We start from the raw sequence: 12763 nt of genomic DNA on the forward strand, positions 1-12763 counted from the left end.
CGATGTCCCCCGCAGCATAGGAAGCAGCCACACCCATGAGCGATCTGAGCACCGAAGCGCAGAACCTGAACTGGCTCATCGCCAACTTCGTCAAGCAGGTGCCGGGGGTCGCGCACGCGGTGGTCGTCTCCTCGGACGGAGTCCAGCTGCTGGCCTCGGCGTCCATGCCCAAGGACCGGGGCGACCAACTCGCCGCGATGGCCTCGGGACTGGCGAGCCTGACGCAGGGGGCGGCCACGCTCTTCGAGGCCGGCGCGGTCACCCAGACCGTGGTGGACATGCTGAACGGTTTCCTCTTCCTGACCTCGATCAGCGACGGCTCCGTCCTGGTGGTGCTCGCCGCGCCCACCTGCGACATGAAGGTCGTCGGTTACGAGATGACCTTGCTGGTCGAACGGACCGGCGACGTGCTCACCCCCGCCGTGCGCCGAGAACTGCAGAGCGCGCTGGCCGGCTGAGGCCCGGCGCGATCAGCCGTCCGCGTCACACCCGGAAGGATGTGCGTTCGTGAGTGCAGACCGCAGGCGCAACTCGTCGCCCTTCGTACGCCCGTACGCCGTCACGCGCGGACGTACCACGGCGCGGACCGACTTCGCGCTCGAGGCGCTGGTCAGCACCACCGCACGCGCCTGGGAGAACGGGGTACGGCTGTTCCCCGAGCAGCAGGCGATCTGCCGGCTGTGCCTGAACCTGACCTCGGTGGCCGAGATCTCCGCGCTGCTGCACATCCCGCTTGGCGTCACGCGCGTCCTGGTGGGCGACCTGGCCGAGAGCGGCCTGGTCAACGTCCAGCAGCCGGGCCACGAGGGGGGACGGCCGGACGTCACCCTGCTGGAGAGGGTGCTCACCGGCCTGCGCGGCCTGTGAGTTCCCGCCCGGCGCCCACCTTCCCGGGCCACGCGACAACCTAGGGAGTGCCATGTCCCAACTGCCCGAGCTCGCGGTGTCCTTCGGTGCCGCGGCGCAGGACTACGACCGCTACCGGACGGCGCCGCCGGCCCAGGCGCTCGACTGGCTGCTGCCCGCGGACTGCGCCTCGGTCCTCGACCTGGGCGCCGGCACCGGCCTGCTGACCCGTCAACTCGCCGACCGCGCCGCCGAGGTCGTGGCGGTCGAACCCGACGCCCGCATGCGCGAGGTGCTGGCCGTCGCCTGTCCGCGGGCGACGGTGCTGGAGGGGACCGGCGAGCACATCCCGCTGCCCGACGCCCGGGTCGACGCGGTCACGATCTCCGCGGCGTGGCACTGGATGGACCCGGCGGTCGCGCTCCCGGAGATCGCCCGGGTGCTCAAGCCGGGCGGGACACTCGGCATCCTGTACACGCGCCGGGACCGGCGGGTGCCGTGGCTCGACCGCCTGGACGCCTACGTGCACGACGAGATGGGGACCGACGACCGGGTCGGCGACCTGATCGGGCGGATGAACGACGGGCCGTGGCTGCCGGACGGCGTGCCCTTCACCGAACCGGAGCCCCACGCCGACACCTGGACCGCCGCGATGAGCGCCGAGGAGGTGACCGCCATGTTCGCCACCTACAGCAGGTTCATCGCGCTGCCGGCCGACCGGAAGCGGGAACTGGCGGCCCGGATCGAGGCGAAGGTCCGCGAGACGGCGGAGATACGGGACGACCTGGTCCGGCTGCCCCTGGTCTGCTACTCCTGGCGCACCCGGCGGACCGGCTCCTGACGCGCGGACCCTTCCTGGAGCGCGCACCGTCCCCCTGACTCAGGGACGCTCTCCTGACTTAGCGGGGCTCCGGACCGCGTGACCCGGCCCCTTACTCCCGCCGGCTCCCGCCGGCTCCCGCCGGCTCCCGGTCCTAGCTGCCGGACGCCACCGCGCGCACCGCCTCCGCCACCGGGTCGGGCCCCGCGATCAGCTCCAGGGTCAGCCCGGCCGTGCCCGGCACCGTCAGCAGCTCCGCCAGCACCGCCGCCACGTCGTCCCGCGGCACCGAGCCGCGCCCGGTGGACGCGGCGAGGTGGACCCGTCCGGTGCCGCTGTCGTTCGTCAGGGCACCCGGGCGCAGGATCGTCCACTCCAGCCCCTTCCGGGCCCGCACCGCGTCGTCCGCCGCGCCCTTCGCCCGCAGGTATGCCGTGAAGACCGGGTCCACACCGGTCGCCTCCGCGTCCGCGCCCATGGACGAGACCACCAGGAAGCGCCGTACCCCGGCCCGCTCGGCCGCGTCCGCGAGGAGCACGGCCGCGCCCCGGTCCACCGTCTGCTTGCGCTCCGCCCCGGAGCCCGCGCCGGCGCCCGCCGCGAACACCGCCGCGTCGGCGCCTTCCAGCACCGCCGCCACCTGCTCCAACGTCGCCGACTCCAGGTCGAGTACGACCGGTTCCGCGCCCACCGCCCGCAGGTCGTCAGCCTGGGCGGCGTTCCGGATCAACCCGGCCGCGCTGTCCCCGCGCCCGCTCAGCAGCCGTTCGAGCCGCAGCGCGATCTGTCCGTGTCCACCAGCGATCACCGTACGCATGCCGCGACGCTACGCCTCGCGGTGCGCCTGACGCGGGAGGTCGAGGGTCGCGTCGCCCGCCGAGTCGCAGTACTCGCGTACCGCGCTGGTCCGGGAGACCACCCGGCCGCGGTGGATCACGATCCGGCTGTAGGCGAGCGAGAGCACGCCGGCCAGGCTCTCCCCGCGCACCGCGAGCAACTCGGCCGGGAAGCCCGCCTCCACGCGTACCTCCGGCAGCCCGAGCACCGCCCGGGCCTCGGCGCTCACCAGGTCGTACGCCCGCGGGGGAGGGCACTCGCCGTGCGAGGCCAGCAGGTAGGCCGCCTCCAGCGGGTCGCCGCGGCCGACCGGGTTGGCCAGGTCGCAGAGCGCGCCGCTGCCCGCGGTGACCCGTACTCCCGCAGCGCGCAGCGCGCGGACCGCGGTGAGCGGCGCCAGCGGGCGGACGGAGGCGGCGGCGCGGGCGGCCGGGGTGTCCGGCGCGGGCGCGCAGCGGTCCAGGGCGCCGCAGCCGCCCTGGGGGAGTGCGACCACGGAGACGCCCGCGGCGGCCAGCCGGTCTGCGGTGCGCGCCACCCCGTCAGGACCCTGCGCGGCCAGGCCGTGGCAGGGGCCGAGGGTGACGCCGGGCCGCAGCCCGCCGGCCATCGCGGCCAGCCGGGCCATCCGCGCCGGGTCGTCGGCGGCGGTGTGCAGGTCGACCGGCAGCCCGAACTCGGCGGCCAGCGCCAGCACCGCCTCGGTGTAGCCGCTCGGGTCCGGGTCGAGGTCCGGGCAGCCGCCCACCGCGGAAGCGCCCATCTTCAGCGCGTCCCGCAGCATCGCCAGGCCGTCCGCCCCCGCGGCGCCGGTCAGCACCCTGGGCACGGCCACCGCCTGCACGTCGAGCAGCCCGCGCAGCGACTGCCGGGCCTGGAGCACCGCCTCCAGCGAGCGCAGCCCGCGGACGTCGCCGATCCGTACGTGGCTGCGCACCGCCGTGGCGCCGTGGCCGAGTTGGAGCAGCGCGGCCTCGGTGGCGCGGCGCTGGACGTCCTCGGTGTCGCCGGAGGGCGGGCCGCCGGCGGTGAGCGCGAAGTCCAGGTGCGCGTGCGGCTCGGCGGGCGCGGGCAGCAGGAGGTAGCCGCGCAGGTCGATCCGGGCACCGCGCTCGATCCGGCCGCCCCGGTCGGGACGGTCGGGGGTCCGCTCGCCGCCGAGGCCGCCGCCGCGGTCGGGGCGTTCCGCGGACACGGCGAGGCTGCCCGCGGTGCCCACGGCCTCGATCCGCGAGCCGCTCAACCGGACGTCTACGGTCCGGCCGTCGGTGAGGCGGGCGCCGCACAGCAGCAGGGTGGCGGTCTCCGCGGTGGTGCCGCGGGAACTGTCGGTCATCGCGCTCCTCCGGTACGGGCCTTGCGAGCGGTGGGAGGCAGGATCACGGGACAGGAAGACGGACGATCATCTGCAGATCACGGAAGATGATCGGTGAGCAGGACATACGGCATGATCACGCACTCCGAGCGTAGGGCGCCGGACGGCGAGGTCCTGGCAGGAGCGCATTAGTCGTACCGGCCGGGGTCGCGCCAAACGTCCTGCGCACGGGCCGGTTCACCGGCCGCGCGCCGGCCTGGGCGCGGTACGCGAAAGGGTGCCGACAGGCCCCGGGCGAGGCGCGGTTCGGGTGTCCGCCAGGTCCGATGTGCCCTGCCGGATACGGATTTCACGTATCGCTGCGGAGCGTGTAATGTCTTCCTCGCTCGCCCCAATAGCTCAGTCGGTAGAGCGTCTCCATGGTAAGGAGAAGGTCTACGGTTCGATTCCGTATTGGGGCTCTGATGGATCGCACCCCCGTCGTTTCGGCGGGGGCCGGTTCGTCGAGGCGGCGTAGCTCAGTCGGTAGAGCAAGCGGCTCATAATCGCTGTGTCACCGGTTCAAGTCCGGTCGCCGCTACTCTCCGTAGCCGATTGCGGGTTCGGTCCCTCGATCGGCTACTCTTTCTGTGTTCATAACACCCGTTCGTCAAGGAGCACTCACGTGGCCGCCACCGACGTCCGCCCTAAGATCACGCTGGCCTGCGTGGAGTGCAAGGAGCGGAACTACATCACCAAGAAGAACCGGCGCAACGACCCGGACCGTCTTGAGATGAAGAAGCACTGCCCCCGCTGCAACGCCCACACCGCGCACCGCGAGACCCGCTGACCCAGGCGGTCCCTCTCCCAGTGCCGCCGAGGCGGGGCTGTTCGCGGCAGGCCGCCGGTACCCTACGGTTCCGGCAGACCGCGACTTCGGGCTCCGCAGCGGCGGAAGCCCGGGCCAAGTCCGGCTGAAAGCTTTACCGTGAGGCCGTTCCCGTATTCCGGGGGCGGCCTCACGGCATGTCCCGACCCGCGCCGGCCCCCTCGCGCCGACCGCACTCCCGCCGACCCCATCCGTATCCGGAGGTAACGATGGCCCTCGACCCGTCCTTCGTGGGGCGGAGCTATCCGCCCAGTAGCGTCTACGAGGTCGGCCGGGAGAAGATCCGCGAGTTCGCCGAGGCGATCGGCGACCCGAATCCGGTGTACGTCGACGCCGACGCGGCCAAGGCGCTCGGCCACCCCGACGTGATCGCGCCGCCGACGTTCCCCTTCGCGATCAGCTACAAGGCGGCCGGCGTGGTGGTCCGCGACCCCGAACTCGGCCTCGACTACAGCCGGGTGGTGCACGGCGACCAGAAGTTCTCCTACCGCCGTCCGGTTCGGGCCGGCGACCGGCTCACGGTCACCTCCACGATCGACACGATCAAGTCCCTTGCGGGCAACGACGTCATCGAGATCCGCGGGGAGATCCACGACGAGTCCGGCGAGCACGTGGTGACCGCCATGACCAAGCTGGTGGCCCGCGCGGCCGAGCCGGACGACGCCGACGTGAGCGGCAGCGACAAGAGAGGGGACGTGTGATGGCCGCGGCAATCGCCTACGACGACGTCGAGGTCGGTACCGAGCTGCCCGCCCGGGAGTTCCCGGTCAGCCGGGCGACCCTCGTGCAGTACGCCGGCGCCTCGGGTGACTTCAACCCCATCCACTGGAACGAGAAGTTCGCCCGCGAGGTCGGGTTGCCCGACGTCATCGCGCACGGCATGTTCACGATGGCCGTCGCCATCCGTGTCGTCACCGACTGGACGGTCGATCCCGGCGCCGTCGAGGAGTACGGCGTCCGCTTCACCAAGCCGGTCGTCGTCCCCAACGATGACCAGGGCGCCACCGTGCACGTCGCCGCGAAGGTCGCGGCCAAACTCGATGACCGCCGCGTCCGGATCGACCTCGTCGCCACCTCCGACGGCCAGAAAGTCCTCGGCATGTCCCGTGCGGTGGTCCGCCTCACCTGACCCCCGGGCGCCCCCGCCCCTCCGCCGAAGTCCCACCCCCCGGTGCCCGGTGCGGTGCCCTACGGTTCGTCCCCGGCTCACGGCCGGTGGTGGGTTGCCCCGTTCCCGGGGTGGCCGGGCGCTGCGGAGGAGCCGCACATCCCCAGGGGCGCGGGGAACTGCGCGACAAGCCCACCACCGGCGGGCGGGCAAGCAAGCACCGCACGGGGCACCCACCCAGAGCCGGCCGTCAGACGAGGACGAGGCAGCCACCCCGCAGGGGACCACACGGAACCATCGACGGCGCACCCCCTCCCCGCCGACACCCCACCCGCCGAGTTGACTGGTAAGTGATTGACCACTAACTTAGTCCCCATGGCAAGGATGAGCGCCGAAGACCGACGCGCCAGCGTCATCAGCGCGGCAATGAGCGAGTTCGCCCAGGGCGGCTACAAGGGCACGTCCACCGAAGCGATCGCCCGCCGCGTAGGCGTCTCCCAGCCGTACCTGTTCCGCCTGTTCCCCAACAAGCAAGCCATGTTCATCGCGGCCGCCGAACAGTGCCTCACCCAGACCCGCGAGGTCTTCGCTCACGCCGTGGAGGACGTCCCCATCGAGGGGCGGCTGCCCGTGATGGCCGCGGCGTACCAGCAACTCCTCCGTGACGACCCGGAGAAGCTGCTGATGCAGATGCAGATGTACGCGGCGGTCGCGGCGGCCGAAGCCGCCGGCGACCACGACTTCGGCTCGACCCTCAGGACGTCCTGGCAGCAGATGTGGGACGAGGTCCGCACCGCGCTGGGCACGGACATCGACGAGACGACGCAGTTCTTCGCGTACGGAATGCTGATCAACACCTTCGTCTCGTTGGGCTTCCCGCCGGGTCACCGGAACTGGGAGGGCTTCTACGTGGAGGCGAGGCCCGAGTGACCGGGGCCGAGCGGGCCCCGGTGCCGGCGGGCATATTTTTTTGACCTCGTAACTTAGTGACCAATAACTTACTATCAAGCGCGGCACCTACTGCCGGCGAACGCAACAGGGGGTAGCACGATGAGTACCGCAGAGCAGCAGCCGCAAGGCCGTACGGAGGCACCGGCACCGGACGGGAAGAAGGGGCCGGGGCTCGGGTGGGCCCTGGTCATCACGAGCGTCGCGGGCTTCATGGCCGCGCTGGACAACCTGGTCGTCACGACCGCGCTGCCCTCCATCCGCAAGAGCCTCGGGGGAGCGCTGTCGGACCTGGAGTGGACGGTGAGCGCGTACACCCTCACCTTCGCGGTGCTGCTGATGTTCGGCGCCGCGCTCGGCGACCGCTTCGGCCGGCGCCGGCTCTTCCTCGTCGGGATCACCATCTTCACCGGCGCGTCGGCCGCCGCCGCGCTCTCCTCCGGCATCGACGCGCTGATCGCCGCACGGGCGCTGCAAGGCGTGGGCGGCGCGATCATGATGCCGCTCACCCTGACCCTGCTGACCGCGGCCGTCCCGAAGGAGAAGCGCGGGATGGCGTACGGGATCTGGGGCGCCGCCAACGGCCTCGCGGTCGCCTGCGGCCCGCTGATCGGCGGCAGCCTCACCCAGCACATCTCCTGGCACTGGATCTTCTGGCTGAACGTCCCGATAGGCCTGGCCCTGCTGCCGCTGGCCCGGCTGAAGCTGCGCGAGTCCTACGCACCCGACGCCCGGCTGGACTTCCGCGGCACCGTACTGATCAGCCTCGGCCTGTTCGGCATCGTCTACGCCCTGGTCAGCGCGAACGACCACGGCTGGAGCAGCGCCCGGGTGCTGGCCGGACTGATCGGCGGCGGCATCCTGGTGGCGGCGTTCGTCCGGCACGGCTTCACCGCGAAGCGGCCCATGGTGCCGATGCGGATGTTCGCCAACCGCGGCTTCGCGGCGACCAACGCGACCAACATGCTGATGTTCATCGGCATGTTCGGCTCGATCTTCCTGCTCAGCCAGTTCCTCCAGACCGTCGTCGGGTACGGACCCACCGAGGCGGGGCTGCGGATGCTGCCCTGGACCGGCATGCCGATGATCGTGTCGCCGTTCGCGGGCTACCTCGCCGACCGGATCGGCGGGCGGGTGGTCGTCGCCACCGGGCTGGCCTTCCAGGCCATCGGCCTCGGCTGGTACGCGTCGGTGGTCTCGACGGACGTCTCCTACGCCGCGCAACTGCCCGCGCTGATCATCAGCGGCGTCGGGATGGCGCTGTTCTTCGCCCCCGCCACCACCCTGATGATGGGCGCGGTGAAGGAGTCGGAGCAGGGCATCGCCTCCGGCACGAGCAACTCGCTGCGCGAGGTCGGCGGGGCGCTCGGCATCGCGATGCTCAGCACGATCTTCTCCTCGCACGGCGGCTACCAGTCCCCGACGGCCTTCGTGAACGGCATCACCCCGGCACTGTGGGTCGGCGCGTCGGTCCTGGCGCTCGGGATGGTCGCGGCGCTGTGCAACCCGACGCGTCGGGCGCTCGCCGCGAAGGGCGGGGCGCCGGGCGCGGAGGGCCCGCGGGACGCGGCCGAGCCGGCGCTGAGCGCGCGGTAGCGGCCCTGGCGGGCAGCGGGACACGGAGCCTGCGTTCCACGCGGGGAACAGAACGTTCCTCGCGGGGAACGTAGGCTTTCCGCGTGGATGTCGTGGATACAACGGAGAACGCCCGGCTCGCGCCGCTGACCACCTTCCGGTTGGGCGGCCCGGCCCGGCGGCTGGTGACCGCCAGGACCGACGAGGACGTGGTGGCGGCGGTACGCGAGGCGGACGCGCGCGGCGAGCCGGTCCTGCTGATCGGAGGCGGCAGCAACCTGGTGATCGCCGACGAGGGCTTCGAGGGCACCGCCGTCCGGATCGCCACCCGGGGCGTGGCGCTGCACGGCACCGCCCTGGAGCTGGCGGCGGGCGAGGTGTGGTCCGACGCGGTGACCCGGACCGTCGAGGCGGGCCTGGCCGGGGTGGAGTGCCTGGCCGGCATCCCGGGCTCGGCCGGTGCGACACCGATCCAGAACGTGGGGGCGTACGGCCAGGAGGTGTCGTCCACGATCACCGAGGTGGTCGCGTACGACCGGCAGCGCGGCGAGGTCGTCACGCTGCCGAGCGCCGAGTGCGCGTTCGCCTACCGGTTCAGCCGTTTCAAGGCGGACCCGGCGCGGCACGTGGTGCTGCGGGTGCGGTTCGCGCTGGAGGACGCGGGCGGGCTGTCGGCGCCGCTGAAGTACGCCGAGACCGCGCGGGCGCTCGGCGTCGAGGCCGGCGACCGGGTGCCGCTCGGCAGGGCCCGCGAGACGGTGCTGGCGCTGCGGGCGGGCAAGGGGATGGTGCTCGATCCCGCGGACCACGACACCTGGTCCGCCGGGTCGTTCTTCACGAACCCGGTGCTGAGCGCGGCCGAGCACGCGGAGTTCCTGGTGCGGGTGAAGGAGCGGCTCGGCGCGGAGGTCATCCCGCCCGCGTATCCGGCCGACGCCGACCACGTGAAGACCTCAGCGGCCTGGCTGATCGACAAGGCCGGGTTCGCCAAGGGGTACGGCACCGGGCCGGCCCGGATCTCCACGAAGCACACGCTGGCGCTCACGAATCGTGGTGCGGCCACCACGGCTGACCTGCTGGCGCTCGCCCGTGAGGTCCGTGACGGCGTCCACGACGCGTTCGGCGTCACTCTGGTCAACGAGCCGGTGTTCGTCGGCACGGCTCTCTGACCGCTGGGGCCTGATCGCTGGGGCCTGACCACCGGGCCTTGACCGCCCGGGCTGCCCCGTCCTGCCGGTTCCCGCACCTCGCGGTCGTGACGGGTTGCGCGCGCGGTTCTCCCCCCAGAGCCTCGCCTGGGAGGTGCCCCCACGCGCCCCTGAGGGACCCCGGAGGGTCAGGGGGCCGCCCACTGGGTGATGCCGGACAGGAGGCGGTCGCGGACGTCCTTGGGGGCGCGGGAGGCGCGGACCGACTGGCGGGCCAGCTCCGCCAGTTCGGGGTCGGAGAAGCCGTGGGCGTCGCGGGCGAGGTCGTACTGGGCGGCGAGGCGGGAGCCGAAGAGGAGGGGGTCGTCGGCGCCGAGGGCCATGGGCACGCCGGCGTCCCAGAGGGTGCGCAGGGGGACGTCCTCGGGTTTGTCGTAGACGCCGAGGGCGACGTTGGAGGCCGGGCAGACCTCGCAGGTGATCCCGGAGTCGGCGAGGCGGCGCAGCAGGTAGGGGTCCTCGGCGGCGCGGACGCCGTGCCCGACCCGCTGGGCGTGCAGGTCGTCGAGGCAGTCGCGGACGCTGGAGGGCCCGGACAGCTCGCCGCCGTGCGGTGCGGCGAGCAGGCCGCCCTCGCGGGCGATGGCGAAGGCCCGGTCGAAGTCCCTTGCCAGGCCGCGCCGTTCGTCGTTGGACAGGCCGAAACCGATCACGCCCTGGTCGGCGTAGCGGACCGCGAGGCGGGCCAGCGTGCGGGCGTCCAGCGGGTGCTTCATCCGGTTGGCGGCCACGATGACGGCCATGCCCACCCCGGTGTCGCGGGAGGCGGTCCGCACCGCGTCGAGGATGATCTCGATGGTGGGGATCAGCCCGCCGAGCCGGGGCGCGTACGAGGTCGGGTCGACCTGGATCTCCAGCCAGCCGGAGCCGTCGGCGGCGTCCTCCTCCGCGGCCTCGCGCACCAGCCGCTGGATGTCCTCGGGCGTGCGCAGGCAGGAGCGGGCGATGTCGTAGAGCCGCTGGAAGCGGAACCAGCCGCGCTCGTCGGTGGCGCGCAGCTTCGGGGGTTCGCCCGAGGTCAGCGCCTCCGGCAGGTGCACGCCGTGCTTGTCGGCCAGCTCCAGCAGAGTGGCGGGCCGCATGGACCCGGTGAAGTGCAGATGCAGATGTGCTTTGGGCAGCTCGCGGATCTCGCGTGCCGTCGTCCCTACCTCGCGTGCCATCTGTAGATCCTGCTATACGTCGGCCCCCGCCCGGAACCATTTTCTCCGAACGGGGGCTTGCCCGAAAACGCGAACGGGTGCGAACGGGCACGGAAGGCGCGCGGAACGCGCCCGGAAGCGGAGGGCGCCGAAGCAACTGGACTAGTCGGTGGCCTCGCCGAGCAGCTTCTGAATCCGGGAGACGCCCTCGACCAGGTCCTCGTCGCCGAGCGCGTAGCTCAGCCGCAGGTAGCCGGGCGTGCCGAACGCCTCACCGGGCACCACCGCGACCTCGGCCTCGTCGAGGATCAGGGCGGACAGCTCCACCGAGGTCTGCGGGCGCTTGCCGCGGATCTCCTTGCCGAGCAGGGCCTTCACCGACGGGTAGGCGTAGAAGGCGCCCTCGGGGACCGGGCAGAGCACGCCGTCGATCTCGTTGAGCATCCGGACGATGGTCTGCCGGCGGCGGTCGAACGCGGCGCGCATCTCGGCGACCGCGGACAGGTCGCCGCTCACCGCGGCGAGCGCGGCGACCTGCGCCACGTTGTTGACGTTGGAGGTGGCGTGCGACTGGAGGTTCGCGGCGGCCTTGACCACGTCCTTGGGGCCGACGATCCACCCGACCCGCCAGCCGGTCATCGCGTACGTCTTGGCGACGCCGTTGACCACCAGGCACTTGTCGCGCAGCTCGGGCACGATCGCGGGCAGCGAGGTGAACTTCGCGTCGCCGTAGACCAGGTGCTCGTAGATCTCGTCGGTGAGCACCCACAGGCCGTGCTCGACCGCCCAGCGGCCGATCTCCTCGGTCTCGGCCTCGCCGTACACCGCGCCGGTCGGGTTCGACGGGGAGACGAAGAGCAGCACCTTGGTCCGCTCGGTGCGGGCCGCCTCCAGCTGCTCGACCGACACCCGGTAGCCGGTGGTCTCGTCGGCGACGACCTCGACCGGCACGCCGCCCGCGAGCCGGATCGACTCGGGGTAGGTGGTCCAGTACGGAGCGGGCACGATGACCTCGTCGCCCGGGTCGAGGATCGCGGCGAACGCCTCGTAGATCGCCTGCTTCCCGCCGTTGGTGACCAGGACCTGCGAGGCGTCCACCTCGTAGCCGGAGTCGCGGAGCGTCTTGGCGGCGATGGCGGCCTTCAGCTCGGGCAGGCCGCCGGCCGGCGTGTAGCGGTGGTACTTCGGGTTCCGGCACGCTTCCACGGCCGCCTCGACGATGTAGTCGGGGGTGGGGAAGTCGGGCTCGCCGGCGCCGAAGCCGATCACCGGACGCCCGGCGGCCTTGAGGGCCTTGGCCTTGGCGTCCACGGCCAGCGTCGCGGATTCGGAGATCGCCCCGACGCGGGCCGATACCCGCCGGTCGGTGGCGGACGGTGCGGAGGGTGTGGCGGAGGGAGTGGCTGCGCTCATGACTGCATCGTCCCAGACCCGGCCCGGGCCCGGCACCTGTGTTGGCCGGGCCCGTTCGGCTCTTTCGGGTGCAAGGCGTTCGACGGGGCGGCCCGGACCACGTACACTCATCGGTCGGTGGCCTTCCCGTCGTACCGTTGCGGTACGTTGGGGGTGTCAGCGTAGGGTCGTAGCTCAATTGGCAGAGCACTGGTCTCCAAAACCAGGGGTTGTGGGTTCGAGTCCCTCCGACCCTGCTCCACACGTCCGACGGTGGGCGTGGGCGCAGGTAGCAGACAGAAGCACTCGCCGTACCGCGCGACGGGCGCGGCATGGCCACGACCCGGAGTCAGGTGAGGACGAGTGACTGAGATCACGGACTCCGTTGAGGTCCCTGCTGAGGACGACAAGGAGACCGACAAGAAGCCCCGCCGCGGTGGTAAGCGCGGCAAGAAGGGCCCGCTCGGTCGTCTCGCGCTCTTCTACCGTCAGATCGTCGCCGAACTGCGCAAGGTCGTCTGGCCGAGCCGCAATGACCTGTCGACGTACACCACTGTGGTGATTGTGTTCGTTGTCGTCGTCATCGCGTTCGTCAGCGTGGTTGACTACGGTTTCGAGAAGCTTGTCTCGTACGTCTTCGGATGAGCCTTCCCTCGTAACCGCGGCCCGCTCCGGATTCCACGGCGGCGAGCCGTATGTCCCAC

The 12763-nt window shown here is 72.0% G+C and carries 14 protein-coding genes and 3 tRNA genes; 13 read left to right on the forward strand and 4 right to left on the reverse strand.

All coding sequences use genetic code 11. The features are described 5' to 3' along the window. Positions 1-35 precede the first annotated feature (35 nt). From ACIPAE_RS21305 to ACIPAE_RS21315, 3 genes are read left to right on the forward strand one after another with little or no spacing between them, the layout of a single operon-like run. Positions 36-458 (forward strand): roadblock/LC7 domain-containing protein, encoded by a 423-nt coding sequence (locus tag ACIPAE_RS21305; RefSeq protein WP_328468007.1) that lies wholly within the window; start codon positions 36-38, stop codon positions 456-458. Between the two features lie 49 nt (positions 459-507). Continuing rightward, positions 508-867 carry a DUF742 domain-containing protein gene (locus ACIPAE_RS21310; RefSeq protein ID WP_402447201.1) on the forward strand — a complete coding sequence of 120 codons (360 nt, stop codon included), beginning with the start codon at positions 508-510 and terminating at the stop codon, positions 865-867. A 52-nt stretch (positions 868-919) separates the two neighbouring features. After that, entirely contained in the window at positions 920-1687 is a 768-nt protein-coding gene (locus ACIPAE_RS21315; protein WP_402447203.1) for a class I SAM-dependent methyltransferase, read from the forward strand. 133 nt (positions 1688-1820) lie between these two features. On the opposite strand, the gene ACIPAE_RS21320 is transcribed toward ACIPAE_RS21315, so the two are convergent. After that, entirely contained in the window at positions 1821-2483 is a 663-nt protein-coding gene (locus tag ACIPAE_RS21320; protein WP_329365866.1) for an NAD(P)H-binding protein, read from the reverse strand. A 9-nt stretch (positions 2484-2492) separates the two neighbouring features. Then, positions 2493-3839: an amidohydrolase family protein gene (locus tag ACIPAE_RS21325; RefSeq protein WP_402447207.1), complete on the reverse strand. Its 1347-nt coding sequence runs from the start codon at positions 3837-3839 to the stop codon at positions 2493-2495. Between the two features lie 367 nt (positions 3840-4206). On the opposite strand from ACIPAE_RS21325, the gene ACIPAE_RS21330 reads away from it, so the two are divergent. The 8 genes from ACIPAE_RS21330 to ACIPAE_RS21365 all read left to right on the forward strand — a co-directional run bounded on the left by ACIPAE_RS21330 (position 4207) and on the right by ACIPAE_RS21365 (position 9486). Continuing rightward, positions 4207-4279 (forward strand) — tRNA-Thr (locus ACIPAE_RS21330). Between the two features lie 46 nt (positions 4280-4325). Further along, a tRNA-Met gene (locus tag ACIPAE_RS21335) sits at positions 4326-4398 on the forward strand. A gap of 84 nt (positions 4399-4482) precedes the next feature. Continuing rightward, a complete protein-coding gene (rpmG, locus tag ACIPAE_RS21340; protein ID WP_004571794.1) occupies positions 4483-4647 on the forward strand; it encodes a 50S ribosomal protein L33 in 165 nt (54 codons plus the stop codon). 248 nt (positions 4648-4895) lie between these two features. Continuing rightward, complete coding sequence (locus ACIPAE_RS21345) at positions 4896-5387, forward strand: MaoC family dehydratase N-terminal domain-containing protein (protein ID WP_329365862.1); 492 nt, start codon at positions 4896-4898, stop codon at positions 5385-5387. Then, a complete protein-coding gene (locus tag ACIPAE_RS21350; protein WP_329365861.1) occupies positions 5387-5815 on the forward strand; it encodes a MaoC family dehydratase in 429 nt (142 codons plus the stop codon). Before ACIPAE_RS21345 ends, ACIPAE_RS21350 begins: the two co-directional genes overlap by 1 nt. Before the next feature lie 354 nt (positions 5816-6169). Then, complete coding sequence (locus ACIPAE_RS21355) at positions 6170-6724, forward strand: TetR/AcrR family transcriptional regulator (protein ID WP_402447211.1); 555 nt, start codon at positions 6170-6172, stop codon at positions 6722-6724. Between the two features lie 120 nt (positions 6725-6844). Beyond that, complete coding sequence (locus ACIPAE_RS21360) at positions 6845-8338, forward strand: DHA2 family efflux MFS transporter permease subunit (RefSeq protein WP_402447212.1); 1494 nt, start codon at positions 6845-6847, stop codon at positions 8336-8338. Positions 8339-8430: 92 nt separating this feature from the next. Next, positions 8431-9486 (forward strand): UDP-N-acetylmuramate dehydrogenase, encoded by a 1056-nt coding sequence (locus ACIPAE_RS21365; RefSeq protein WP_402447367.1) that lies wholly within the window; start codon positions 8431-8433, stop codon positions 9484-9486. Positions 9487-9653: 167 nt separating this feature from the next. Here ACIPAE_RS21365 and ACIPAE_RS21370 read toward each other — a convergent pair whose 3' ends face one another. Together ACIPAE_RS21370 and ACIPAE_RS21375 are read right to left on the reverse strand one after the other, a co-directional pair. Continuing rightward, a complete protein-coding gene (locus ACIPAE_RS21370; protein ID WP_329365855.1) occupies positions 9654-10688 on the reverse strand; it encodes an adenosine deaminase in 1035 nt (344 codons plus the stop codon). Positions 10689-10829: 141 nt separating this feature from the next. Further along, positions 10830-12080 (reverse strand): pyridoxal phosphate-dependent aminotransferase, encoded by a 1251-nt coding sequence (locus ACIPAE_RS21375; RefSeq protein WP_366410154.1) that lies wholly within the window; start codon positions 12078-12080, stop codon positions 10830-10832. A gap of 163 nt (positions 12081-12243) precedes the next feature. On the opposite strand from ACIPAE_RS21375, the gene ACIPAE_RS21380 reads away from it, so the two are divergent. Both ACIPAE_RS21380 and secE read left to right on the forward strand, forming a co-directional pair. Beyond that, positions 12244-12316, forward strand: a tRNA-Trp gene (locus ACIPAE_RS21380). A 106-nt stretch (positions 12317-12422) separates the two neighbouring features. Next, entirely contained in the window at positions 12423-12704 is a 282-nt protein-coding gene (secE, locus tag ACIPAE_RS21385; RefSeq protein ID WP_202235495.1) for a preprotein translocase subunit SecE, read from the forward strand. Positions 12705-12763: the final 59 nt, after the last annotated feature.

The sequence above is a fragment of the Streptomyces sp. NPDC087270 genome, assembly GCF_044744625.1.
GTDB lineage: Bacteria > Actinomycetota > Actinomycetes > Streptomycetales > Streptomycetaceae > Actinacidiphila.